The organism is Amycolatopsis sp. cg13 (genome assembly GCF_041346965.1).
Classification (GTDB): domain Bacteria; phylum Actinomycetota; class Actinomycetes; order Mycobacteriales; family Pseudonocardiaceae; genus Amycolatopsis.
Window position 1 is genome coordinate 9,609,060 of the sequence record NZ_CP166848.1, and the last position, 23,687, is coordinate 9,632,746.

22 protein-coding genes are annotated in these 23,687 nt (G+C 70.0%); 9 read left to right on the plus strand and 13 right to left on the minus strand.

Features of this window, described 5'->3' with window-relative positions:
• Positions 1-22: 22 nt before the first annotated feature.
• Both AB5I40_RS44930 and AB5I40_RS44935 read right to left on the minus strand, forming a co-directional pair.
• Positions 23-604 (minus strand): DNA-binding protein, encoded by a 582-nt coding sequence (locus AB5I40_RS44930; RefSeq protein WP_344286479.1) that lies wholly within the window; start codon positions 602-604, stop codon positions 23-25.
• A gap of 393 nt (positions 605-997) precedes the next feature.
• A complete protein-coding gene (locus AB5I40_RS44935; RefSeq protein WP_354744832.1) occupies positions 998-1,975 on the minus strand; it encodes a LacI family DNA-binding transcriptional regulator in 978 nt (325 codons plus the stop codon).
• Positions 1,976-2,067: 92 nt separating this feature from the next.
• Between AB5I40_RS44935 and AB5I40_RS44940 the strand changes: the two genes are divergently transcribed.
• On the plus strand, positions 2,068-3,546 hold the full coding sequence (locus AB5I40_RS44940; RefSeq protein ID WP_370936275.1) for an FGGY-family carbohydrate kinase: 1,479 nt from the start codon (positions 2,068-2,070) through the stop codon (positions 3,544-3,546).
• A gap of 1 nt (position 3,547) precedes the next feature.
• Here the strand turns inward: AB5I40_RS44940 and AB5I40_RS44945 are convergent, their stop codons facing one another.
• Positions 3,548-4,255: a DUF6597 domain-containing transcriptional factor gene (locus AB5I40_RS44945; protein WP_370936276.1), complete on the minus strand. Its 708-nt coding sequence runs from the start codon at positions 4,253-4,255 to the stop codon at positions 3,548-3,550.
• A 39-nt stretch (positions 4,256-4,294) separates the two neighbouring features.
• Here AB5I40_RS44945 and AB5I40_RS44950 point away from each other — a divergent pair, with 39 nt between their 5' ends.
• The 3 genes from AB5I40_RS44950 (at position 4,295) to AB5I40_RS44960 (ending at position 6,731) form a co-directional block, all read left to right on the plus strand.
• Complete coding sequence (locus AB5I40_RS44950; protein WP_344286483.1) at positions 4,295-4,693, plus strand: NUDIX domain-containing protein; 399 nt, start codon at positions 4,295-4,297, stop codon at positions 4,691-4,693.
• A gap of 198 nt (positions 4,694-4,891) precedes the next feature.
• Positions 4,892-5,371 carry an MmpS family transport accessory protein gene (locus AB5I40_RS44955; protein ID WP_370936277.1) on the plus strand — a complete coding sequence of 160 codons (480 nt, stop codon included), beginning with the start codon at positions 4,892-4,894 and terminating at the stop codon, positions 5,369-5,371.
• Between the two features lie 589 nt (positions 5,372-5,960).
• Positions 5,961-6,731, plus strand: coding sequence for an ABC transporter permease (locus AB5I40_RS44960; RefSeq protein WP_370936278.1), 771 nt, complete (start codon positions 5,961-5,963; stop codon positions 6,729-6,731).
• On the opposite strand, the gene AB5I40_RS44965 is transcribed toward AB5I40_RS44960, so the two are convergent.
• Entirely contained in the window at positions 6,707-7,393 is a 687-nt protein-coding gene (locus AB5I40_RS44965) for a histidine phosphatase family protein (protein ID WP_370936279.1), read from the minus strand. The genes AB5I40_RS44960 and AB5I40_RS44965 overlap by 25 nt on opposite strands.
• A gap of 32 nt (positions 7,394-7,425) precedes the next feature.
• Positions 7,426-9,303, minus strand: coding sequence for a Na+/H+ antiporter (locus AB5I40_RS44970; protein WP_370936280.1), 1,878 nt, complete (start codon positions 9,301-9,303; stop codon positions 7,426-7,428).
• A 60-nt stretch (positions 9,304-9,363) separates the two neighbouring features.
• Here AB5I40_RS44970 and AB5I40_RS44975 point away from each other — a divergent pair, with 60 nt between their 5' ends.
• Positions 9,364-10,773, plus strand: coding sequence for a carboxylesterase/lipase family protein (locus tag AB5I40_RS44975; RefSeq protein ID WP_370936281.1), 1,410 nt, complete (start codon positions 9,364-9,366; stop codon positions 10,771-10,773).
• A gap of 27 nt (positions 10,774-10,800) precedes the next feature.
• Here AB5I40_RS44975 and AB5I40_RS44980 read toward each other — a convergent pair whose 3' ends face one another.
• The 5 genes from AB5I40_RS44980 to rnhA form a co-directional block, all read right to left on the minus strand.
• Positions 10,801-13,440: an exo-beta-D-glucosaminidase gene (locus AB5I40_RS44980; RefSeq protein WP_370940733.1), complete on the minus strand. Its 2,640-nt coding sequence runs from the start codon at positions 13,438-13,440 to the stop codon at positions 10,801-10,803.
• 160 nt (positions 13,441-13,600) lie between these two features.
• Positions 13,601-13,975, minus strand: a complete 375-nt coding sequence (locus tag AB5I40_RS44985) for a YchJ family protein (protein ID WP_370936282.1) — start codon at positions 13,973-13,975, stop codon at positions 13,601-13,603.
• Positions 13,972-14,322, minus strand: a complete 351-nt coding sequence (locus tag AB5I40_RS44990; protein WP_370936283.1) for a DUF1801 domain-containing protein — start codon at positions 14,320-14,322, stop codon at positions 13,972-13,974. Before AB5I40_RS44990 ends, AB5I40_RS44985 begins: the two co-directional genes overlap by 4 nt.
• Before the next feature lie 185 nt (positions 14,323-14,507).
• Positions 14,508-14,669, minus strand: coding sequence for a hypothetical protein (locus AB5I40_RS44995; protein ID WP_370936284.1), 162 nt, complete (start codon positions 14,667-14,669; stop codon positions 14,508-14,510).
• A gap of 3 nt (positions 14,670-14,672) precedes the next feature.
• Positions 14,673-15,152 carry a ribonuclease HI gene (gene rnhA / locus AB5I40_RS45000; protein ID WP_370936285.1) on the minus strand — a complete coding sequence of 160 codons (480 nt, stop codon included), beginning with the start codon at positions 15,150-15,152 and terminating at the stop codon, positions 14,673-14,675.
• 91 nt (positions 15,153-15,243) lie between these two features.
• On the opposite strand from rnhA, the gene AB5I40_RS45005 reads away from it, so the two are divergent.
• A complete protein-coding gene (locus AB5I40_RS45005) occupies positions 15,244-16,029 on the plus strand; it encodes a DUF1684 domain-containing protein (protein WP_370936286.1) in 786 nt (261 codons plus the stop codon).
• 54 nt (positions 16,030-16,083) lie between these two features.
• Here the strand turns inward: AB5I40_RS45005 and AB5I40_RS45010 are convergent, their stop codons facing one another.
• On the minus strand, positions 16,084-16,737 hold the full coding sequence (locus tag AB5I40_RS45010) for a hypothetical protein (RefSeq protein ID WP_370936287.1): 654 nt from the start codon (positions 16,735-16,737) through the stop codon (positions 16,084-16,086).
• A 160-nt stretch (positions 16,738-16,897) separates the two neighbouring features.
• On the opposite strand from AB5I40_RS45010, the gene AB5I40_RS45015 reads away from it, so the two are divergent.
• Positions 16,898-18,019 (plus strand): hypothetical protein, encoded by a 1,122-nt coding sequence (locus AB5I40_RS45015; RefSeq protein WP_370936288.1) that lies wholly within the window; start codon positions 16,898-16,900, stop codon positions 18,017-18,019.
• 95 nt (positions 18,020-18,114) lie between these two features.
• On the opposite strand, the gene AB5I40_RS45020 is transcribed toward AB5I40_RS45015, so the two are convergent.
• On the minus strand, positions 18,115-18,792 hold the full coding sequence (locus AB5I40_RS45020; RefSeq protein WP_370936289.1) for an MBL fold metallo-hydrolase: 678 nt from the start codon (positions 18,790-18,792) through the stop codon (positions 18,115-18,117).
• Between the two features lie 78 nt (positions 18,793-18,870).
• On the opposite strand from AB5I40_RS45020, the gene AB5I40_RS45025 reads away from it, so the two are divergent.
• On the plus strand, positions 18,871-19,701 hold the full coding sequence (locus tag AB5I40_RS45025) for a YwqG family protein (RefSeq protein ID WP_370936290.1): 831 nt from the start codon (positions 18,871-18,873) through the stop codon (positions 19,699-19,701).
• Here the strand turns inward: AB5I40_RS45025 and AB5I40_RS45030 are convergent.
• The gene (locus AB5I40_RS45030) at positions 19,685-20,401 is read right to left on the minus strand and encodes an RNase H family protein (protein ID WP_370936291.1); all 717 of its coding nucleotides are present in this window, start codon (positions 20,399-20,401) and stop codon (positions 19,685-19,687) included. The genes AB5I40_RS45025 and AB5I40_RS45030 overlap by 17 nt on opposite strands.
• Positions 20,402-20,752: 351 nt before the next feature.
• Between AB5I40_RS45030 and uvrA the strand changes: the two genes are divergently transcribed.
• Positions 20,753-23,614: an excinuclease ABC subunit UvrA gene (gene uvrA / locus AB5I40_RS45035; RefSeq protein WP_370936292.1), complete on the plus strand. Its 2,862-nt coding sequence runs from the start codon at positions 20,753-20,755 to the stop codon at positions 23,612-23,614.
• Positions 23,615-23,687: the final 73 nt, after the last annotated feature.

Here is a 23,687-nt window from a genome sequence, read left to right on the forward strand (position 1 = left end):
GCGGGCGAAGAAGGTCAGCGAGTCAGAAGGGCGAGCCGAGCGTGGCGACCAGCCGGGCCACCTGCTCGGGGTCGCCGCCGGCGAGCAGCCACTGCCGCGGCGTCGCGGGCCGGTCGCTGATCACCAGGTCGGCCTGCGGGGTGTTCATGAACGCGGCGACGACCAGCGCGGGCTGGTCTTCGGGGACGGCGCGCAGCACGGTTTCGAGGCCGGGAAGCACGCCCGCGCCGTTGAACTGCCACGCGGGCAGCCGCCATCCCTGGTCCTTCCAGCCGGTGAGCCTGCCTTCCTTGAGGCGGTGCCGGATCCGGCTGTCGTCGACGTTCAGCATCTCGGCGGCCTGGCCGACCGACAGCGCGGAATCGGCGAGCACGGCGTGCGCGGCGACGGTGCGTGCGCGGAAGTCCGGCTCGCCCTCGTCCCGCGGGCTCAGGTCGAGGCCGGCGTCGGTGAGCGCGGCCTGCTGATCGGGGGAGAAGTAGTGCGAGGGGTCGGGATTGGGCGGCGACAGCCTGCGGGCCGCGTCCTCCACGAGCGTGAGGAACTCGTTCGCGTCGGCCTTGAGGCCGGCTCTGGCGAGAACGTTCTCCAGCGCTATCGACATACGCTCAGCCTAGCGCGTGTGTGCGGGTTCGTGCGGTTTCTGGCCTTTTTGTGGGTGAATTCACCAAAGATCGCCACGCATCGCACAGAAGTAAACACGATGCGTAGGCGATGTCGGGACAGTCTGCCCCGCACCGGGTGGCTTGTCCAGGCTTTCGAGTGCTTGACACTCCCGGACCGCGGATTTACGTTGCGAACGAGTAATCGGTTTCCCGCCCTCGGGTGCGGCCCGTGCTCCGCCGTCCGCGGCGGAAGCTGGGGGGACAGGGGGTGGGGCGTGCCTGGCGGCTCGGCGGATCTCCGCCGGGCCGCCAGGCACGTCGTTTCCCTCGGATTCCGTTTTTCGCCCCGGGCGTGCTCGGCGGATTTCGCCGCGTGGTTCTCGCGCGGCCGGTCAGCGGTGGGAGCTTTGCCGGTCGATCAGCTGCGCGTCCAGAGTGGTGGTGACGGGTTCGCGGGTGCTGTCGGCGATGCGGGCGAGCAGCAGCTGCGCGGCGACCCGGCCGATTTCGTACGCGGGTTGTGCCACGACTGTCAGCGGCGGGTCGATCAGCGTGGTCCACGGGGCGTCGTCGAACGAGACGATGCCGATGTCGCGACCGGCTCGCAGGCTCCGCTCCGCGAGCGCCTCCAGGACTCCGATCGCCATCGTGCTGTTGGCGACCAGCAGCGCGTCCGGCGGCGTCGGCTGGTCCAGCAGGTCCCCGGCGGCGCGGCGGGCGCCTTCCGCGCGGTATTCGGCACGGCGGTAGACGGCGTTCTCCTCGCCGACCGCGTCGAAGTAGCCGGCCAGCCGGTCGTCGGCGGTGCGCACGCCCGACGGGCCGGTCAGGCACGCCACCTGGCGGTAGCCGTTCGCGACGAGGTGCCTGGTCGCCTGCCGGGCGGCGCGGCGGGTGTCGACGAGCACCTGGTCGCCGTCAGTGCCGGGCAGCGGCCGGTCGACCGCGACCACCGGCGTGCCGAGCCGGCGCAGGCGGGTGACGTTCGTGGTCGGGCCGGTGGGGGAGAGCAGCACTCCCGCGACGCGTTCCTGCAGCGCGACGTCGAGATACCGGCGCTCCTTGTCCTCGTTCTCGTCGGAATTGCAGAGCACCACCGAATACCCCGACACCTGCGCGAGATCCTCGACTCCGCGCGCGATCGAGGTGAAGAACGGGTTCTCGACGTCGGAGATGATCAGCGCGAGCACCGCGGTTTCCTGGCGGCGCAGGTTTCTCGCCAGTCCGTTCGGGTGATAGCCGAGTTCCTCGGCGGCCTCGAGCACCCGGGCGGCCAGCTCCGGGTCCACTGTGGACTTGCCGTTCAGGGTCCGCGACACCGTGGCGGTCGAGACGCCTGCCCTGGCGGCGACGTCGCTGATCGTGGCCACCGAGCCTCCTCGTCCTGGCTTTCTTGACACCCCGGTGAGCGCAGAATACCTTGCCGGTAATCGTTTACCGTCCGCTTGCCGGGGGTGCTGTGATGCGACCGGGCCCGTTGCTCGGCATCGACATCGGCACGTCCAGTTCGAAAGGCGTCCTCGTGGGTGCGGACGGCACTGTACTGGCGCGCGCCGCCCGCCCGCACAGCACCTCCCGCCCGCGGCCCGGCTGGTTCGAGCACGACGCCGAAACGGTGTGGTGGGCCGGGTTCGCCGAGCTGGTCCGCGAATTGCTGGCCGGCGGCGAGAAACCGGCCGGGCTCGCGGTGAGCGGCATCGGCCCGGTGCTGCTGCCCGCGGACGACGGCGGCCGTCCGCTGCGTCCGGCGATTCTCTACGGAGTCGACACGCGGGCCGGCGCGGAAATCGCCGAGCTGACCGCCGAACTCGGCGAAGAGTCCATTGTGGAACGTTGCGGCAGCGCGCTGTCGAGCCAGGCGGCCGGCCCGAAGTGGCGGTGGCTGTACCGGCACGAGCCGGACGTCGCCGCGCGGGCCCGGCAGTTCCTGATGGCGAGCTCGTACCTCGTGCAGCGGCTGACCGGCGAATACGTGCTCGACCACCATTCGGCCAGCCAGTGCGATCCGATGTACGACCTGCGCGCGGGCGGCTGGGCGGAGGACTGGGCCGCGCTCGTCGCGCCCGGGATCGAGCTGCCGCGGCTCGCCTGGCCGACTGAGGTCGTCGGCACGGTCACCGCTCAGGCTGCCGCCGAGACCGGGTTGCCCGCCGGAATGCCGGTCACCTGCGGCACGATCGACGCGTGGGCCGAAGCGACCAGCGCGGGCGTGCGCGACCCTGGCGACACGATGGTCATGTACGGCACCACGATGTTCCTGATCCAAGCTGTCGCCCAGGCGCGGCCGGTCTCCGGACTGTGGGCGACGCGCGGGGTTCTGCCGGGCAGCTACTCGCTGGCCGCGGGAATGGCGACGTCCGGCGCGATCACCGACTGGCTGCGGGAACTCTTCGACGGCGACTTCTCCGAACTGGTCGCTTCGGCCGGTCGCGTCCCGGCTGGAAGCCGCGGTCTGCTGATGCTGCCGTACTTCGCGGGCGAGCGGACTCCGGTGCCGGATCCGTTGGCGCGCGGGGTGATCGCCGGGCTGACCACCTCGCACGGCCGGGCCGAGCTGTACCGCGCGGCGTTGGAGGGAACGGCTTACGGGGTGCGGCACAACCTCTCCGCGATGGGCTCGCCCGCGCGCCGCTTGGTAGCGGTCGGCGGCGGTACGCAGGGGCGTGTGTGGACGAGGATCGTCAGCGACGTGACCCGGACGCCGCAGCATCTTCCGACGGAAACTGTCGGGGCGTGTTTCGGGGACGCTTATCTGGCGGCTTTGGCGATCGGGCTGGAGCCGGATATCGAGGCGTGGAACCCGGTCGCCGAGGTGCTCCAGCCGGATCCGGAGCGGGCGGATCGGTACGACGAGTTCTACGCGCATTACCGGGCGTTGTATCCGGCGACGATGGAGACGGCGCATTTCCTTGCGCGGCAACAGGATTTGGCGGCGGAGTGAGTTACGGGGCGAAGTAGGCGCCCGGGGTGAGGCCGGTGAGGGCCCGGCATTCGCGCGTGAGGTGCGGCTGGTCCGAGTAGCCCGCGGCGACGGCCAGGTCGGCGAGGGTCGCGGTGGCGGGTGCCAGCGCGATGGCTCGTTGGAGGCGCAGGATTCGGCGATAGGTGGCTGGTCCGTAGCCGACTGCGAGGGTGAACCGGCGGCGTGCTTGTCGTTCGCTGCGTGCGGGGCGATCGTGCGCAGAGGATTCTCGTCGGCCCGGAATCTCGGCATCCCCGGCGGATTCCGCGGCGAACTGTGCCAGCATCCGTTCCACTACCGGATCCGCTTGAGCAGCGTGGTCGGTCGCGACGTCGGCCATCGCGTCGGCGAGGTCGCGGCCGCTGAGGATCTCATCGGCGAGGGTCGCGCCGCGGCGGTTCCACAGGTCCGTCAGCGAGATCCGGCTGTCGCGCAGCTCGTCCGCGCCGACGCCGAGCATCGCCGCCGCCTCGCCCGGCCGGAAGCGCAGGCCGCGCAACCGGGTGCCAGGCGGGAACTCCGACGTCCATGCCGTCGTGTCGGGTCCCGCGACGAACACCTCGCCGTGGCTCGCGACGAGGTCTACGCAGCCGTCGGGAACGATCCGCTTGGGACCGGGCTCGACCGACTCCCAGCGGCACCGCACGAGGCGGCGCAGCGTTTCCGGCGGCGGGCTTTCGCGGTACACCCCACGATCATGCCTCGCGGGTACGACAGAATGCGTCCCATGACCCCGATCGACGCCCTGGCCTGGGTCCACGTGAAGGACCGGCGGCTGCTGTCCGTCCGCACCAGCGGCAAGCAGAAGTTCTATCTCCCCGGCGGCAAGCGCGAACCCGGCGAGGGCGACGTCGAGGGCCTGTGCCGGGAGATCCGCGAGGAACTGGGCGTCGCGCTCGACCCGCTCAGCTTCCGGTTCTTCGCACTGCTCGACGAGCAGGCCGACGGGTTCGCCGACGGCCGCCGCGTCCGGATGACCTGCTACACCGCCGACCACACCGGCGAACCGGAGCCGTCGGCGGAGATCGCCGAAGCCGCGTGGCTGCGCGCCGAGGACGCCGCCGCCTGCCCGCCGGCCGGACAGCGCGTGCTGCGGATGCTGTCCGAGGCCGGGCTGGTCGACTGATCACCCTGGGTCAAGCGGGGAGTGCGCGAGCGTTATCGGCATCGTGCGTGGTGACCGCACTCGTGAGCGAACCCCAGCTACCCCCATCAGGGTGAAAAGAAGCTCATTTTCTCGGGTTGGCTAACGCCGTGTAACGGTCTGGCGAAGAACCAGACGTCGCACTCGCGGGAAGTGCGCTCGAGAAGAGAAGACCTCTCCATGGGTGTTCCTGGCGCGACCCGGCCCAAGGCGGCCCGGGGGGAATCGGGCAGGCTGCGGCCGCTCGGGAGCGTGGTGGTCGTGGCCGGCGTCATCGCCGTCGCGGTCACCGTCGCGTGGTACGTCATGCCGAAAGCGACCCCGGACCGGCCCGCCCCGGCCGCGTCGGTGCCGTCAGTGACGGTCGAGCCGGCGGTCGTGAGCGAGGTGACCCGCACGGTCGTCTACGAACTGACCGGCGGGGACGTCGCGCGCAACCTGACCTACGTCGCGACCGGCGGCGACCTCGAACAACAGGCCGAGGTGCACCTGCCCTGGTCGGTGACGGTGGAGCGGAAGGCTCCCGCCGCGCAGCCGGTGTTCAGCAGCCTGGTCGCGCAGAGCGCGGGGGCGCTGCTGTGCCGGATCCGGGTGGACGGGCACGTGGTGGCCGAGAAATCGGTGGCGGGGGAGGGGCGGCAGCTCAGCTGCAGCGCCTGACCCGGGCGGTTGGAAGCGCTCCGGCGCCGTGGCCGATGCCGCGTTGGGTGAAGCTGACGCACCGAACGCGCCGTTGGGTGAAGCTGACGCACCGAACGCCACATTGGGTGCGTTCAGCGCTCCGAACGCGGCATTGGGTGCGTTCAGCGCACCGAACGCCACATTGGGTGCGTTCAGCGCTCCGAACGCGGCATTGGGTGCGTTCAGCGCTCCGAACGCGGCATTGGGTGCGCTCAACGCACCGAACACCGCATTGAGTGCAGCTGACGCACCCAATGCGGCATTGGAGTTTTCTCGGCAGTGCAGTGTGCGGCGGGTTCGTTGCAGCGGTGCTGGCCAGCGGCTGTGGTGCACCGCCTGGCGCGACGGGTTGCGTGGCGCTGTTCCTGCGAAAGGTCGTGAGGGGAACCCTGAGGGAATCAGATTCCCTCAGGGTTCCCCTCACGAACCTCGGCATCGCGCACCGGGACTGGCCTCCGGGGCGAGAACCACCGCGCGCTCCCGGGAAAGCGTCATCGGGGCAGCGCTGGTCAGCAAGAACCGGCCCGGTTCACCGCGCCGTACCGCCGCCTGCGGCAGGATCACCACCGTGAACGGTGCGATCGGGTTCGGGCCCGCGTTGATCGCCGTGCTCGTCGTGCTCACGCTCGCGGGTGCGGCCGTCGTCCGGTTCGGGCAGCTGGGGCAGGGGCGGGCGGTGCTCGTCGCGGCCGTTCGCGCGGTCGCGCAGCTCGCGCTCGTTTCGCTGGTCATCACCTTCATCCTGCGTTCGGGCTGGCTGACCGGCCTGTTCGTCCTCGCGATGTTCTCCATCGCCGCCGCGACGTCCGCCAGCCGGATCGGGGTGCGGCGGCGGATCGGGTGGGTCGCGTTGTCGCTGGCGTCCGGCGTCGTGCCGGTGCTGGGGCTGGTGCTGGGTTCCGGGGTCGTCCCGGCGAAGCCGATTTCGGTGGTGCCGGTCGCGGGGATCGTGATCGGCGGTTCGATGACCGCGACCTCGCAGGCGGCCCGGCGCGCGCTCGACGAGCTCAAGCAGCGCCGCGGCGAGTACGAAGCCGCACTCGCGCTGGGGTTTCTGCCCAGGCACGCCGCGTTGGAGATCTGCCGTCCGTCGGCGGGGCACGCGTTGATTCCGGCGCTCGATCAGACCCGGACAGTCGGCCTGGTGACGTTGCCGGGCGCGTACGTCGGCGTTCTGCTGGGCGGGGCGAGCCCGCTGCAGGCTGGTACCACGCAGGTGCTGGTGCTGATCGGGCTGCTGGCCGCGGAATCAGTGGCAGTGCTGGTGACGGTGCAGCTCGTCGCGGCGGGGTTCATCCGCCGCGACGAGTCGGTTCAGCCGAGCGGGGCGGCCAGGTGAGACCGGTCGTTGAAGCCGCGGATCAGCCAGTTCTCGCCGTACACCACGAGGTGCGAGATCGATCCGTTGTCCGCGCCTAAGAACGCGAACCGCTCCAGCGAACGGCTCGCCTGCGCGAACACCTCGCCGATCACGCCGCCGTGGGTGAAGACCGCGACTCGCTGATCCGGGTGCGCGGCGGCGATGCGGGTGAGCGCGGCCCGGATGCGCAGGCCGAACGCCTCGTCGGATTCCGCGCCGGGCAGGACGTCCCAGCGCTGCTCTTCCCACAGCTTCTGCGCCAGCGGATGCCCTTCGGCGGTGTGCTTCCGGAAGAGCCCGTTTTCCCATTCGCCCAGGTGGATTTCGCGCAGATCCGGCTCGACGGACGGGGTGAGGCCGAGCTTCTCCGCCAGCGGCGCGGCGGTCTGCGCGGTGCGCCGCAACGTGGTGACGTACACCGCTTCGATGCGTTCGGACGCCAGCCGTTCGCCAACGCGCGCGGCGTGGTCGCGGCCTTCCGGCGCGAGGTCCGGGTCGGCCTGGCCGTCGACGAGATCGAACGGCTCGCTGAGCCGTTGCGGCATCGATTCCCCGTGGCGCACCAGGAAAATCTCGGTGGCGCCCGAGGGCGGGCTGAAGCGGTGCTGGCGGTACTCGACTTCCTGTTCGGGCGTGCTCATGCCCCGACCCTAACCGGCCCTGACCGGTCGGTTCAGCCGAGTTGTTTGTCCACGAAGCACCATCGCCACGTCTCGCCCGGCTCGAAGCTGCGCATCACCGGATGCCGGGTTTCGTGGAAGTGCTGCGAGGCGTGTTTGCCCGGCGACGAATCGCAGCAGGCGACGTGCCCGCACTTGAGGCACATCCGCAGGTGCACCCACGTCAACCCGGCCTCGATGCATTCGGCGCAGGAATCCGGGGAGCTGGGCTCCTTGTCCGGCCACTCGTGGCTGAGGTGCTTGCACGACCCGGCCGTGGCGGCGGGGGTGCTGAGTTCGCGTTCGGCCACCGGGGGTTCCTCCTCGTCGCGGTCGAGCATGGATTCTTCGATGTCGAGGCGGGCCAGCACGCGGCGCAGCACGGCGTCGTCGGCGGTGCCGCGGTCGCGCGCCTTCAGGAACTGTTCGCGTTCGGCTTCGAGCAGCTGGACACGAAGTCGACGGTAGGCGTCGCTCGGGGTTTCGGCGAGCGCGCTTTGCCTGCCGAGTTGTTCCCACGCGGCGTCGGACCGGCCCTGCAACCGGTCGCGCAGCCGTTCGATCACCTCGGGCGGGTCTTCCGGACGGCGTAGTTCTTCCAGTTTCGCGAGCGCGACGCGGGTCATGTCGTGCAGCACGGCGGCTTCCTGCAACGCGTCCTCCGCTGGGTCTGGACGAGGCAGCCGCAGCCGCCGGATCAGCGGCGGCAGCGTCATGCCCTGCACCAGAAGCGTCCCGGCCACCACCACGACCGCGGCCAGCACGAGCACCGCGCGCTGCGGGGTGTCCGCGGGCAGCACGAACGCCGCGGCGAGCGTGACCACGCCGCGCATCCCGGCCCACGCGATCACCGCCGAATAGCGCCACGGCCACACCTTGCCGCGTTCCAGGCCCAAGGTGTTCAGGAGGCGTTTCACCACGCCGATGCCGACCATCCACAGCATCCGGGTGAGGATCGTCGCGGCGAGGACCGCGGCGCAGATCCCGACGAGCTGCCACAGCGACAGCCCGCTCTTGCCGACCTCGTGCAGGATTCCCCGCACCTGCAGGCCGATCAGCAGGAAGACCATGTTCTCCAGCAGGAACTGGACGGTCTCCCAATTCAGCCTGCTGGCCAGTCGCGACGGACCGGACTGGATCCGCGGCGTCTGGTGTCCCTGGATGAGTCCGGTGACGACCACCGCGAGCACGCCGGATCCGTGCACCGCTTCAGCCAGCAGGTAGGCCGCGAAGGGGACCGCGAACGACAGGGCGGTGTCGGTGAGCGTGTCCTCCAGCTTCGCGCGCACGTACGTCACGATCAGCCCGACTAGGAAGCCGACGACGATCCCGCCGACGGCCGCGAGCAGGAAGTCGAGACCGACCTGCCAGAGGCTGACCGCGCCGGCGATCGCCGCGATCGCGGTCCGCAGCGCGACGAGCGCGGCAGCGTCGTTGAACAGGCTCTCGCCTTCCAACAGCCGGACGAGCTTGCGCGGCATCCCGACGCGCCGCGCGACCACGCTCGCGGCCACCGCGTCCGGCGGAGCGACGACCGCGCCGAGCGCGATCCCGGCGGCCAGCGGCAATCCCGGCACGACCAGCCAGGCGACCAGGCCGACGCCGAACGCGGTGAACACCACCAGCCCGACCGACAGCAGCGCGATCGGCCCGCGCAGCTTGCGGAACGCGACCAGCGACGTCTGCAGCGACGCCGAGTACAGCAGCGGCGGCAGCAGTCCGATGAGGACGATCTCCGGGTCCAGTTCGTACTGCGGCACTCCGGGGATGAACGACACCCCGACGCCGACCGCGACCAGGCACAGCGGCGCCGACCAGTCCATCCGGCGCGCGACGACGGTCACCAGGAGGACCGTCAGGACCAGCGCCACCAATTCCGCTGCGATTTCCACGGCGTAATCATCGCCCGCGGCTTTCCGGCCCGCGAGGGGGCCGGGGTTAGGCTGCCGGTCGTGACGACGGTGGAGACGCGGGCCGGTGCTGTCCGCGGCGAGGTGCGGGACGGAGTCGGGCGCTTCCTGGGGGTGCCGTTCGCGCAGCCGCCGACGGGGGAGCTGCGGTTCCGGCCGCCGGTGCCGGTGGCGTCCTGGACCGGAGTGCGCGACGCGACGGAATTCGCCGCCAAAGCACCGCAGCCCGACGTGACCGGGAAACGCTTCATCGGAGACGAGGACTGCCTGTACGTCAACGTCTACGCGCCCGAAGCACCCGGCTCGTATCCGGTGCTGGTGTGGATCCACGGCGGTGGCGGGGTGATGGGCGCGCCGCACCAGTTCGACGCGTCCGCGTACGCCCGCCGTGGCGTGGTCGTCGTGACCGTCGCGTACCGGCTCGGGGTGCTCGGCATGCTCCGGCTGCCCGGGGTTTCCGACGGGAATCTCTCGCTGCACGACCAGGTTCTGGCGCTGGAATGGGTCCGCGACAACGTGGCCGCGTTCGGCGGCGACCCGCGGCGCGTCACGCTCGCCGGGCAGTCCAACGGCGGCCGCACGGTGGGGACGTTGCTGGCGGTTCCAGCCGCGAAGGGGCTGTTCAGCCAGGCGATCGTGCAGAGCGGCACCGGCGTCGGTTCCGTCGTGCACACTCCGGCCGAGGCGGAAGCGGTCGGCGAGGCGGTGCTGGCCGAGCTGGGGGACGCAGACCTGTCCACGCTGCCGGTCACGGAGATTTTGACCGCGCAGCAACGGGTTACGGCTCAGCTCGGCACCCTCGTGACGTATCGCGTGGTGGTCGACGGGGATCTGCTGCCGCAGCGGCCCGGCGAAGCGGTGGCGGACGGTGCGGCCCGAGAGGTCCGGATCCTCACCGGAACCACGGCCGACGAGCAGGACCTGTTCTCCTGGCTGCAAACCGGCGGCGCGAAGCTGCTCGGCACCGGGTCGACGATGCTCGAACCGGACGTCATCGCCCGGATGACCGAGGCGTACCGGGAGCTGCTGCCGGACTGGCCGGAAGACCAGCTGGTGAACCGCGTCCGCACGGCGGGGGACTGGTGGCTGCCGGCGATCCGGCTCGCGGAGACCCAGCACGCGGCGGGCGGCACGGCGTGGATGTACCGGCTGGACTGGCGGATCGCGCCGCGCGGGAAGGGCCTCGGCGCGGCGCACGGGGTGGACCTGCCGTTCGTGTTCGACGACGTCCGCAACCCCAACTGGCGCTTTATGTTCGCCGTCGCCCGCCCCGATCCGGAGCGGCTGCGGGCGATGGCGGAGGAGATGTTCGGAACGTGGGTCCGGTTCGTGGCGACCGGCGATCCGGGATGGGCGGCCTACACACCGGAGGACCGCGTGACCCGGTTGTTCGACGACGTCAGCACGACGGTGTCCGATCCGGATCCCGGACAGCGTCGGCTGTGGGACTAGCGGGCGAACCCGCTAGTCCCACAGCGCTTACGCGTGGACGGTCTGCGTGCCGGTGTTCCAGCCCGCGACCCGCACCGACGGAGCCGAGCCGTGCAGGTCGGCGGTGCGGTAGGTGGCGGTGATGGTCACCGATTCGCCCGGCCACAGGCTGACCTGGTTGTCCGACCACGACACCGGAAGCACCGGAGTGCCCGCGCTGTCCACCAGGTGCGTGTCCACCATGAACGCCGGGGTCTTGCCCGACGAGGTGTTGGTGAGCTTCACCGTGGTGACAGTGGTGCCGTCCGGACCCGCCACGGAGGTCGCCGTGGTGGCCACCTTCGCCGCGCCCAGCTTCGACAGCCCGGACAGGTCGGCGTACGACGAAGTCGGCGTGTAGTACCAGTCCGACTTGCTCCAGTTCAGCTTGTCGTCCTTGGTGGACAGCCAGTACACGTTCCGGCTGACCTCCTTGCCCGCCGAATCGGTGAGCACCAGCTTCGCCAGGTAGGTCGACGAAAGCCCGCTGACCGAACCGATGTCGAGCGCCTTCGCGTGCGCGCCGCCGCCGTTGACCGAGAAGTCCTTCTTGGTCTTCGAGAACTTCTTCGTGCCGTCGGTGTTGAAGAGCTCGACGGTGGCGGTCAGACCGGACGCCTTCTTCGTGGTGGAGTTGACCACCTCAGCCGACTTGGTGTCGTACGAGTACTGGATGTGCAGCGGCTCGTTCGCCTTCTTGGCCCCGAAGTAGGAGCCGTTCTGGTCGAGGTAGGCGTCGAACAGCTGCCAGTGCAGCGACGTCCAGCCGCTGTTGAGCATCCAGTAGATGAGCCCGGTCGACGGGTCCTTGGAGTCGGTGAAGTTGCGGGAGTGCGATTCGAACTCCGCGCGGACGTTCTCGTACTGCGCCAGCTGCGCCTTGCGGACGAAGTCGTCGAGGCCCGTCGGCTTGCCGTAGCGGCCGGCCAGCGCGTCGCCGAAGATCTTCAGGTTGGCGAAGGTGTCCGACTCGGAGCGGTGGTACTGCGGCGCGGCCGGGTTCTTCCAGAGCGTTTCCAGCTCGGCGGGCGTCATCATCCGCTTGAGCGTGTCCATCGTCGGGATGTCCGGCCCGGCGCTGGTCTCGGAGTTGAAGTTCCACGCGCCGCCCGCGTCCTTGTGCGCCTTGTCGTACCAGTAGTTCGGCGGGACGTAGTCGTACGGGCCGTTCATCTTCATCCCGGACGGGCCGAGCTTCGGCGACGCCTTGGCCGAGGCCGCGGAGATCACCGCCGCGGGCCAGTCCGCCGCGGACAGCGCGTCGAGGTAGCCCTTTTCGATCCGTGCGTCGGGCGCGAAGTCGCTGCCGATGTGGAAGGACAGCACGCTCGGGTGGTCGCGCAGCCGCTCGGCTTCCGCGGTCATGGACGCCTTGGCGATCGGGTAGTCCGCTTCGGTCCACGGCTCGCCCTTCTCGTCGCCGTTGACCTGGCCTTCCCACTTGTCGCAGCATTCCCAGCCGGGCATGGTCAGCACGCCCATCCGGTCCGCGAGGTCGAAGAACGCGTCGGGTTCGATGTGGCCTTCGAGGCGCACCGTGTTGAGGCCGAGGTTCTTGACGTAGGCGAGCTTGTCGGCCGCGCGGCCCGCGTCCCAGCGCAGCAGCAGGTCGGGGGACCAGCCGCCGCCCTTGATCATCAGCGGCTTGCCGTTGACGAGGTACTGCCGCCCGCCGCTGGAGTTCAGCGGGGCCTTGACGTCGCGGATGCCGAAGCTGGAGTGGCTCGCGTCGGAGGTGGTCCCGCCGACGGTCGCGGTCAGGTCCAGCTGCTGCATCGGCTGCCCGCCCATGCCGGCGGGCCACCACACCTGCGGCTTGTCGACGCCGATCACCGGGAACGAGACGGTCTTCTTCTCGTGCGCGGCAAGGGAAACGTCCTGGCTCACCGGTTTGCCCGCGACGGTGCCGGACACCGTGGCGCGGACCGCGGAGTCGGAGTCGTTGCGGACGTCGGCCTTCGCCGTGAGATCGGCGTGGTCGAGCGCGGGCACGTTCAGCTTCGTGACCACGTGCGCGCCGCGGAGCGCGACCGGCCCGCTGTGCCGGACGACGATCTCGCGGGCGAGACCCATGTTCTGGTCCGGCGGGGTCTGCGCCCAGTCGATCCAGCCCATCGACAGGTCGTTGTTCGGGTCGTTCGGGTAGACCTTGAACGCGACGCTGTTGACGCCCTCGTGGACCTGCTTGGTCACGTCGAGGTCGTGCCGGGTGTAGGGGCCGTTGACGTCGTCCTTGGTCGCGACGCGGGTGCCGTTGACCCAGATGTCGGCCTTGGACAGCACGCCGCTGATGTCGAGGTAGGTGCGCTGCGACGGGTCCGCGACCTTGATGTCGGCCCGGTACCACCACGGGACCTTGAAGTCCGCGGCCGGCACGTTCTTCATGTTCGTGGAGTAGAACGGGTCGGAGTAGCGGCCGTTGGCGAGCAGTCCCGCGTAGACCGTCGACTGCGAGCCGACCGGGTACCAGCCCTTCGCGTCGAAGCCGGGCTTCGACACCGAGGCGTCGTCGGACACCTTGGCCGAGGACTGGATGAGATAACCGGGAATCGCGGCCTGTCCGGGTTCCGGCCCGGCCGAAGCGGCCCCGGCGACGCCGGGGATCAACGCGGCGGTCAGAGCGGCGACTGCTAACAGCCGTCCGGGCATTCTTGGCCGGCGTGGGGTCACGAGCGGTCCTCCTCGGGCTCCTGGCGGCGGCGATTGTTAGTAAAGTTCCTTAACGATTGCCGGTGATGGTAGCCGCCCGGAGCGTCCGGGAACAGACCTCGACGGGGTCTTTTCGCCCGATTTTCGCCCGCGGTTCCGCTTAGAGTGTGTCGACGTAGTACCAGCGCCCGCCCTCGCGGACGAACCGGCTGTTCTCGTGCTGGGAGTCGTCGTGCCCCTGGTGGCGGTAGTGCGCGCGGAACTCGACGGTGCCTTCGTTCTGCAGCAGCGAGCCGCCGGTCCGGCCGAGGATCTCCAGCCGGGTCCACTCCTGCGCGGGATCGAGCCGCAGCCGCTTCGGGCGGGTGTCCGGATGCCAGGTTTCGAGCAGGTAATCGGGCTCCCCGACGGCGAACGCGCAGTATCGCGACCGCATCAGCCGCTCGGCGGTCGGGGCGTGCTGGTCGCCGCGGTGGAACCGGCCGCAGCAGTCGGCGTAGGGCTCGGGCAGCCCGCAGGGGCAGGGGTTGGTCACGCCGCTGATTCTGTCTCCAGCGCGAGAGCCTGCCGCACCCAGGCGGCGATCTGCTTCGCCTCGACGTCCCCGGCGCTGCGCAGCTTCACGTGCGCCATCTCGCGGGCGCTCGGTTCGAGACCTCCGTCGAGCAGCTGGCCGCGCCAGAAGGCGAGCGTCACGTACGAGCTGTACGCCTTCGCGAGGCAGACCGGGTTTTTGCCCGCCTTCCAGGTGGGCGCGCCGTGGTAGAGCTCGGCCGGGTTCGGCATCGCGTCGTCGAGCACGGGCAGCAGAGCGGAGTAGACCTCGCGGAGCGCTTCGGGCTGCGCGGCGACGTACTCGGCGACGGTCGTGAACTTCGGCATGGCTTGTCCTCTCGGCGTTCTGGTGCTGCCGAGCTTGCCTTCCGATGGTTCTTCTTGTCAAGACCAATTTTTTTGTCGGTGGACGGACGCTACGCCGAACTTCTCGATCATGAACCGCCAGAACAGCGGCACCGCCGGAACCGGGCGGGCCGCGACGACCAGATCGTGCATCGAGGCGAGTCCCGTCAGCCGGTGCTCGCCTTCGCGGGCCAGAACGCTGTCGCGACGATGTCCGCGAGGTGGCGGAACTCCGGATGCGCCGCCGCCGTCTCTCGAAACCGAGCGGCGATCTCGGTCCACGGAACCTCGTCGAACCGGTAAGGCCAAGCGCGGGAGTTGATCCGCACGGTTCAGCCGCGGGCCCGGCGCACCCCGGCCGCGGCGGCTTCCTGCGATCCCTTGACCGCGAGCTTGTCCGCGCGCTCGTTCTCCGGAAGCCCGGCATGGCCCTTGACCCACAGCCATTCGACCTCGTGCCGCTGGCAGGCGGCGTCGAGGCGCTGCCAGAGGTCGGCGTTCTTGACCGGCTGCTTCGCCTGCGTCTGCCAGCCGTTTTTCTTCCAGCGCGGCATCCACTGGAGGATGCCGTTGCGGACGTACGTGCTGTCGGTGTAGATCCGCACCACGGCCGCGCGGGTGAGGCTTTCCAGCGCGCGGATCGGAGCCATCAGCTCCATGCGGTTGTTGGTGGTGACGGTGTCCTCGGCCCCGTACAGCTCGCGCTCGTGCTTGCCGTACCGCAGGAGCGCGCCCCAGCCGCCCGGCCCGGGGTTGCCGCTGCACGCGCCGTCGGTGTAGATCTCCACGGTTTGTTCCGTCTGCTCCGCCACCCGGCGACCCTACCGTTCTCACGTGCTGGGAGCCGGAATGCCATGCCGGGGCCGGTGTTGTGCCGTGGACACTCTCTGAAGGGATCCGGACATGGCGGTGGAGTTCGCACAGGCGTGGCAGGACTGGAAAGCGGAACGGGAAAAGACGCTGGCCGATCCGTACGGCTGGCTGGCGCTGGTGTCGCTCGACTGGCTCGAGAATTCGCCCCGCACCTACCCCGGACTGCCCGGCCGATGGTGGCAGGACGACGAAGCCGCCTACGTCGACCCGGCTGGCGGGGAGTTGCGGCACGAAGGCGCTTTGCTGACTGATGTCCACCGTTTCGAGCTGGTGAACAGCGGCGCGGGCACCCGCGTGACGGCGGGCTCGGTGGAAATCGAGGTCGCGCGCCGGTCGGGCTACTTGATCCGCGTGCACGACCCGAAAGCCCCGGTGCTGCGCGAATTCCACGGCGTACCCGCGTACGAACCCGATCCGGCGTGGGTCCTGACTGGCCGCTTCGAAGCCTTCGACGAACCACGCCCGACGACTGTCGGCGCGGTAGTGGAAGGACTGTCGCATGTCTACACCGCGCCGGGGCGGGTTGTCTTCGAGCGTGACGGTGTCGAGCATGTTTTGACGGCGTTCAACGGCAAGACCGGCGGGTACAGCATTCTTTTCACCGACTCGACCAGCGGTGTGACCACGTATGCCGCGAACCGTTCCCTGCCGGTCGCCTCGTCCGAGGACGGAACGGTGACGCTGGACTTCAACCGGGCCGTGAACCTGCCTTGCGCGTTCACGGACTTCGCGACGTGCCCGTTGCCGCCTGAGGGGAATCACCTGCCGTTCGCCGTGGAGGCGGGGGAGAAGCTGCCTTACGAGCGGCAGAACTGAAGTTCGGTTCCCGTGCGGCCGGTGCGTTCTTGGCAGGCGCACCGGCCGCACGGGTCACTGGATCGGGTCCGGCCGGTCGCCGGCGAGCAGCAGTTGCGGGACTTGGGCGAGCGTCCACCCGGAACCGGCCGGGGTGAGGACCCAGACCAGATCGAACCGGTCGTCCGGCCACTTCTTCGGCGCGGTCGCGCCGAACGCGGCGGCCAGCGCCGGGATTTCCTCGTGCTGCCAGCTGATCAGCGTCGGTTCGGCACGGCGCGAGACCTCGGCGGCGAGCTGGGCTTCGCTGCCTTTCGCGTAGGTCGTGACGAGCTTCCCGCCGAGCCGTTCGGCCAGCGGCGTGGCGGTTTCGCGCGGCCGGGTGCCCTCGCCGCCGTCTCCGCCCGCGGCGTAGACGGCCGTCGGACGGGCCAGCCCGTCGCGGAGCGCGCCGGTCGACGGGGCGAACAGTTCGACGAGCGCGCCGGCCCGGGTCCAGCCGCGGACGGTCAGCGAATGCGAGTCGGCGGCGCCGTTCACGTCGATGCCCTGCGGCCCGCTCGAACCGGCGGGTTTTTCGCCGTGCCGGATGATCATCACCCGCGCGCCCGGTGCCGGTGCGGCGGCGGCCCGGGGTCCCTGGCTCGCCGCACAGCCGGCTACGAAGAGCGCCGCGCTGCCCGCCGCGCCGCCGAGCAGCGTCCGCCGTGACCACAACTGACCTGTCATGCCGTCTCCCGACTTCGAGTTGACCTTGATGTGTCGTACCGGGTATCGCGCCGCCCGGCAATGCTTCGGGCACGAAGACGGCCGAATTCCCCTCACGAGGCCGGGGATTTTCCGTACCATCCCGGTCGACCGGGACGAATCGCACGGAAAGCTAGGGTGGATGACAGCAGCACACGGCGAGTTGACGCTCCGGCTCGTCCCGGCGGAATTCCTGGCCCCCGGCGATGCCACGACGCCCGAATTCGCGCCTGGCCTGTACGCCGTGCTGACGTTCGAGGTGCCGCCGGGCGTCGAAGTGGACGGGGAGTACGTGACCCGCTCGATCGACGATTCCCAGGGCGCCCCGCTGGAACAGGCGGAACGGAATCTGGCCGCGTTGCCGGTCGAACGGCACGAAATAGTGCACATCGCCGACGGCGGCGCATTTCATCTGCTGTCCGGGGAATCCGGGTCCATTGCCAGCCAGGTGCTCGTTTTCGACCAGCTGTACCGGAAACTGACCGGAAAAGACGTGCCGCCCGGCGGCTTGGTGTGCGCCGTTCCCACTGACCGGCATTTGCTGTTCTTTCCGCAGGAGGAAGGTTCGTACGGCACGCTGACCGGGGTGGCCGAACGCACGGCCGAACTGTTCGTCGAAGGCCCGCGCGAGCTGTCGCCGCACGTTTACTTGTGGCGTGCCGGGGAAATGACCCAGTTGACCGTTCAGCAGGGCGACGAGATCCGCTTCCGTTCGTCTGCCGAGGTCGCCGCCGACGCGACGGAAGGCCCGCTAGCCGACGACCCGTCGGTGCCGCGGGAACCGCACAATTTCGTGTTCGTGACCCGGGTGCTGGGACCGGCCGCCCTGGATTACGGCGCCCTCCTGCTCTCCGGGATGCGGGCGGGAAACCAGACCCCCGACGAATTCCTGGCGAAAGGCTGGGCGGACATCGGCGCCTACCTGCCGGCCGAGCAGCGCCGCCCGCTGGACGTCCCGCACGGCCGGCTGACGGAAATCGACGGGCACGAACTGTTGCTGGTCGCCTTCGCCGGCGCGATCGGACCCGCCGAGTCGTATTTCGCCGCGATCGTGCTCCCCGCCGGCTCGTCCGTCTGCCGCTTCTTCACGCTGGCCAACGAGGGCCGGGGAAACGGGCGGACGGCACGGCTGGGGGAGTGGCTGGCGAGCGGGTACGTGCCTCGGCAGGACGGTGTGCCGGTGGACGAGAAGGCTTTCCTGCAGGAGATGGCGGACGTGCTGGCCCCGCCGAAACGCCGGGGGTTGTTCCGCCGTCGGCGGTGATCAGTCAGTCTTCTGTGGACGGAGGATAGGCGCGGGCGCTCAAGAGCAAACGGGGCTGCCTCTGAGAGACAGCCCCGTTTCAGAACACGCCTAGTTCACCAGCCGCGTTCGCGCCACTCCGCCAGATGCGGCCGCTGCTCGCCCAGCGTCGAGTCGTCCCCGTGTCCCGGGTAGAACCATGTGTCGTCCGGCAGTTGATCGAAAATGCGCGACTCGACATCGTCCATCAGCGACGTGAACTGCTCCGGAGTTCCAGTCTTCCCGACCCCGCCCGGGAACAGCGAGTCCCCGGTGAACAAGTGCGGGTGGCCGGACGGATCCCGGTACAGCAACGCGATCGACCCGGGCGTGTGGCCGCGCAGGTGGATCACCTCGAGTGTCACCTCGCCGACCTTCAGGGTGTCTCCGTGTTCGACCAGGAAGTCCGGGGGGACCGGCAGCGGTTCCGCGTCCAGGGGGTGCGCCGCGGTGTTCGCGCCGTTCGCTCCGGCTACCGCGCCCAGCGCCTGCCAGTGGTCGGCGTGCTGGTGGGTCGTCACGACGGTGCGCAGCGCGGGGCGGTCGGGGCCGTGGCCGATCAGGTCTGAGATGCGCTCCGGGTCGTTGGCCGCGTCGATCAGCAGAGCTTCGTTCTCCGCGCGGCACACGAGCAGGTACGCGTTGTTGTCCATCGGGCCAACGGAGAGCTTGGTGATGGTCAGCCCGTCCAGCGTCCGGCGCGCGGCGTCGCCGCCCGGTTCGACGTGTCCGGTGTAAGTGTCGGCGATGTTCACGAGTCCCCACGGTAGCCGGATCACCCGCGCGGCGGCCACGCGGCCGTTTTTGTCGGTGCCTGCTGTCAAGATCGTCGCATGACCTCTTGGATCGACCCGCTCGCCGAGCTGGCGCGCGAGAACCTGCCGCCGGACGTGGCCGAGGCGTGGGAAACCCTCTTCCGGCCCGCGGCGCGGCTGAACACCGCCGGGAACGGCGTCCGCGTCGGCTGTCTCGGCGGGAGCCCGGCGTTGCCCGCGGACGTGGAATGGCCGGTCTGGCGCGGCGAGCTGCCGATGAACTTCGTCGCCTCAGTGGACTGCGCGGCGCTGCCTCGAGTGCCCGGCGGGATCGAGCTGCCCGCGTCGGGTTCGTTGCTGTTCTTCTACTGCGACGACTGGTTCGAGGCCGAGGGGCCGGTCGATCTGACCGCGCTCGGCGGGGTCGTAGTCGTTCCGGCAGGCGCCGAGACCGCCGAACGGGCCGCGCCGGAGGGCGTCGACGTCTATCCGCGGCTGGAGGTGTCCGCGGAAATCACCGGTACGTTCCCGAACTCCGAGCAGGAGGTGCTTCGCCGCACGCTCGCCCGGGACGGGCTCCCGCTTTCCGATCCCAGCAACTGGTCCGAGGAGTTCTTCGACCGCCTGAGGGAGTCGACGGCCGCGCCGTACCACCAGATCGGCGGCTGCTCGTGGCCGATCCAGGGGCCGCCGGAGGACGAGGTCGCCGCGGCGGTCCTGCCGGACGACGCGGCCGAGGCGGAGCTCGCCGACGAAGCGCTGCGCTGGGTTTTGCTCGCCCAGATCGACAGCGACGGCGACGCGGGCTTGATGTGGGGCGACGTCGGCGTTCTCTACTGGCTGGTCCGCGAGGACGACCTCGCCGCAGGGCGGTTCGACCGGGTCCGGTGCGTCATGCAGAGCGGCTGAACCCTCCGCCGCGCCGATTCCGCTGCAGCCACTCCGGCGTGCAGCAGTGTTCGCACGGTGCGAGCTCTCCCGGGATCACCGACGCCCAGGCGATCCGGACGATCTCGTGGGTGTCGCGGCCCATCCGCTCCTGCCGCTGCTGGCCCCTGCGCAGCCAGTAGCAGTCGGCGTCGTTGTGGTAAGCGTTGCCGCCCGCCGTGCGGTATCCGGTCGGCAGGACTCCCGCGTCGAGCTGGCGGCAGTCGGCGCAGTAGGCCTTGGTCATGCCGTGCCTGCACTCGTCGTCTTCCGGCGGGGCGATCGGCCGTCCGCTGGGACGGGCTTCCGTCGCGCGGTCGGCCAGTTCGGCGAGGAGGGCGCGGGTGTCCGGATCGTCGGCCGTGCGCCAGGTGATCTGGTGGCGGGCGGCACAGGTGCGGAGCCGGGAGAGGAGGTCGTCGGACGCCTGGTCGCTCAGCGCGGTGCGCAGATACTCGCTGTCGCTGTAGAGGTGCACGCGGACCGGCCGTTTCAAGCTTTCGAGTGCTTCCAGCGCCGCCGTCACCGCCATGCGGCCTGCGGTCGTGTCCGCCGCCCCTCCGGCAAGAGACTTCTGATGCTCTCCGTACTTCAGCAGCGCGGACCAGCCGCCCGGTCCCGGGCTGTCGCCGCCTCTCCCCGCCGCGTAGATCCGCACTGCTCCGGCTTCGTCGCTCGCCACGCCCAGAACGTATCGGCCGGGTACGACAACTTCCGGAAAACCCGCCGGAACGCCCTGCCCCGCGCCGGTTCGGGAGGGCCGTGCACCCGCCGTGCACCGGGGCCGGGCAGCCTTCGCGGACCTGTATCGTGGAACCGGGCCAGCCCGCGCATCCGCTCTGCCGCGCGGGGCCTCCGACAGCGTCCGGCGACCCCGCCGCGGGCCGCTTCCCCCGGCCCCCGGAGAGCGGAAAAGCCCAGGCAGAACACGTGCGGTCCGGTTTTTGTCGGTGGTCGTCCCTACCCTGGGCACGTCCGCCGGCACCGGATCTCCCGGCGGGCCACCGAGCAGAACGATGGAAGGGACGAAGGCGTGGCTGATCGCCTCGTTGTTCGCGGAGCGCGCGAGCACAACCTCCGCGGCGTGGATCTCGATCTGCCCCGCGACAGCATGATCGTGTTCACCGGCCTGTCCGGGTCGGGCAAGTCGAGCCTTGCCTTCGACACGATCTTCGCCGAGGGGCAGCGGCGGTACGTGGAGTCGCTGTCGGCGTATGCCCGGCAGTTCCTCGGGCAGATGGACAAGCCGGACGTCGACTTCATCGAGGGCCTCTCGCCCGCGGTGTCGATCGACCAGAAGTCGACCTCGCGCAACCCGCGGTCGACCGTCGGCACCATCACCGAGGTTTACGACTACCTGCGGCTGCTCTACGCCCGCGCCGGCAAGGCGCATTGCCCGAAGTGCGGCGAGGCGATCAGCAAGCAGACGCCGCAGCAGATCGTCGACCAGGTGCTGGAGATGCCCGAGGGCACCAAGTTCCAGGTGCTCGCGCCAGTCGTGCGCGGGCGCAAGGGCGAGTACCTCGACCTGTTCCAGAACCTGCAGCAGCAGGGCTACGCGCGCGTGGTCGTCGACGGCACGGTGCACCCGCTCACCGACCCGCCGAAGCTGAAGAAGCAGGAAAAGCACCAGATCGGCGTGGTGATCGACCGGCTCACGGTCAAGACCAGCGCGCGGCAGCGGCTCACCGACTCGGTGGAAACCGCGCTGCGGCTGGCCGACGGCCTGGTCGAACTCGACTTCGTCGACCTGGACGAGAACGACCCGCACCGCGTGCGCGGCTTCTCCGAGAACCTGGCCTGCCCCAACGGCCACCCGCTGGCGATCGAGGACCTCGAACCCCGGTCGTTCTCGTTCAACTCGCCCTACGGCGCGTGCCCCGAGTGCACCGGCATCGGCATCCGCAAGGAGGTCGACCCGGAACTGGTGGTGCCGGACGACGAGCTGTCGCTGTCCGAAGGAGCCATCGCGCCGTGGGCCGGCGGGCAGAGCGCCGACTACTTCCTGCGGCTGCTGGAATCGCTGTCGGAGGCGGTCGGGTTCCGCATGGACACGCCGTGGCGGCGGCTCCCGGCGAAAGTGCAGAAGGCGGTGCTGCACGGCGTCGACGAGCAGGTGCACGTCCGCTACCGCAACCGCTACGGCAGGCAGCGCTCGTACTACGCGGCCTTCGAGGGCGTCATCCCGTTCCTGGAGCGCCGCCTCGAGCAGACCGACTCGGAGTACATGCGCGAGCGGTATGAGGGCTACATGCGCGAGGTGCCGTGCCCGGCGTGCCAGGGCACCCGGCTCAAGCCGGAGATCCTCGCGGTCACGCTGGAGCACGCGACGCAGGGCGACCGGTCGATCGCCGAGGTCTGCGCGCTGTCCATCGCGGAGGCGTCGGAGTTCCTCGACCACCTGGTCCTCGGCCCGCGCGAGGCGATGATCGCGGGCGCGGTGCTGAAGGAGATCCAGGCGCGGCTGCGCTTCCTGCTCGACGTCGGGCTCACCTACCTGTCGCTCGACCGCGCGTCCGGCACGCTGTCCGGCGGCGAGGCGCAGCGCATCCGGCTGGCGACGCAGATCGGCTCCGGCCTGGTGGGCGTGCTGTACGTGCTGGACGAGCCGTCGATCGGCCTGCACCAGCGCGACAACCACCGGCTCATCGAGACGCTCACGCGGCTGCGCAACCTCGGCAACACGCTGATCGTGGTCGAGCACGACGAGGACACCATCCGGGCCAGCGACTGGGTGGTCGACATCGGCCCCGGCGCGGGCGAGCACGGCGGGCACATCGTGCACAGCGGCCCGTACAAGAAGATCCTGAAGAACAAGGAATCGATCACCGGCGCGTACCTGTCCGGGCGGCGCCAGATCGAGATCCCGGCGATCCGGCGGCCGGTCGACAAGAAGCGGCAGCTCACCGTGGTGGGCGCGCGCGAGCACAACCTGCGCGGCATCGACGTGTCGTTCCCGCTCGGCTGCCTCGTGTCGATCACCGGCGTGTCCGGGTCGGGCAAGTCGACGCTGGTCAACGACATCCTCGCGCAGGTGCTGGCGAACAAGCTCAACGGCGCGCGCCAAGTCCCGGGCCGGCACACCCGGGTCAACGGCCTCGCCAACGTCGACAAGCTGGTGCGCGTCGACCAGTCGCCGATCGGCCGCACGCCGCGGTCCAACGCGGCCACCTACACCGGCGTGTGGGACCACGTGCGCAAGCTGTTCGCCGCGACCACCGAGGCGAAGGTCCGCGGGTACCAGCAGGGCCGCTTCTCGTTCAACGTCAAGGGCGGGCGCTGCGAGGCGTGCGCGGGCGACGGCACGATCAAGATCGAGATGAACTTCCTGCCGGACGTCTACGTCCCGTGCGAGGTGTGCAAGGGCGCCCGGTACAACCGGGAAACGCTCGAGGTGCACTACAAGGGCAAGACGGTGTCCGACGTGCTGGACATGCCGATCGAGGAGGCGGCCGAGTTCTTCGAGCCGATCAAGGCGATCCACCGGCACCTGCAGACCCTCGTCGACGTCGGCCTCGGCTACGTCCGGCTCGGCCAGCCCGCCCCGACCCTGTCCGGCGGCGAGGCCCAGCGCGTGAAGCTGGCGAGCGAACTGCAGAAGCGCTCCACCGGCAAGACCGTCTACATCCTCGACGAGCCGACCACCGGCCTGCACTTCGAGGACATCAGCAAGCTGATCGGCGTGATCAACGGCCTGGTGGACAAGGGAAACACGGTGATCGTGATCGAGCACAACCTCGACGTGATCAAGACGTCCGACTGGATCGTGGACATGGGCCCGGAAGGCGGCTCCGGCGGCGGAACGGTCATCGCCGAGGGAACGCCCGAGCAGGTGGCGGCCACCGAGGGGAGCTACACCGGCGAGTTCCTCGCGGAGGTGCTGAACCCGGCCTGACGCGCGTCAGCCGCACATCGCGATGCTGCAAGACAGGAAGAGCCGCCCGGTCTCCGTGCCGGGCGGCTCTTTG

Bases quoted from the DNA above. Each gene is read 5' to 3' on its own strand.
- AB5I40_RS44950 (WP_344286483.1), top strand. From the start codon at position 4,295: ATGACCCCGATCGACGCCCTGGCCTGGGTCCACGTGAAGGACCGGCGG.
- AB5I40_RS45010 (WP_370936287.1), bottom strand. From the start codon at position 16,737: ATGACAGGTCAGTTGTGGTCACGGCGGACGCTGCTCGGCGGCGCGGCG.
- AB5I40_RS44980 (WP_370940733.1), bottom strand. From the start codon at position 13,440: ATGCCCGGACGGCTGTTAGCAGTCGCCGCTCTGACCGCCGCGTTGATC.
- AB5I40_RS44965 (WP_370936279.1), bottom strand. From the start codon at position 7,393: ATGAGCACGCCCGAACAGGAAGTCGAGTACCGCCAGCACCGCTTCAGC.
- AB5I40_RS45005 (WP_370936286.1), top strand. From the start codon at position 15,244: ATGGCGGTGGAGTTCGCACAGGCGTGGCAGGACTGGAAAGCGGAACGG.
- AB5I40_RS45015 (WP_370936288.1), top strand. From the start codon at position 16,898: ATGACAGCAGCACACGGCGAGTTGACGCTCCGGCTCGTCCCGGCGGAA.
- AB5I40_RS45025 (WP_370936290.1), top strand. From the start codon at position 18,871: ATGACCTCTTGGATCGACCCGCTCGCCGAGCTGGCGCGCGAGAACCTG.
- AB5I40_RS44990 (WP_370936283.1), bottom strand. From the start codon at position 14,322: ATGCCGAAGTTCACGACCGTCGCCGAGTACGTCGCCGCGCAGCCCGAA.
- AB5I40_RS44955 (WP_370936277.1), top strand. From the start codon at position 4,892: ATGGGTGTTCCTGGCGCGACCCGGCCCAAGGCGGCCCGGGGGGAATCG.
- AB5I40_RS44930 (WP_344286479.1), bottom strand. From the start codon at position 604: ATGTCGATAGCGCTGGAGAACGTTCTCGCCAGAGCCGGCCTCAAGGCC.
- AB5I40_RS44940 (WP_370936275.1), top strand. From the start codon at position 2,068: ATGCGACCGGGCCCGTTGCTCGGCATCGACATCGGCACGTCCAGTTCG.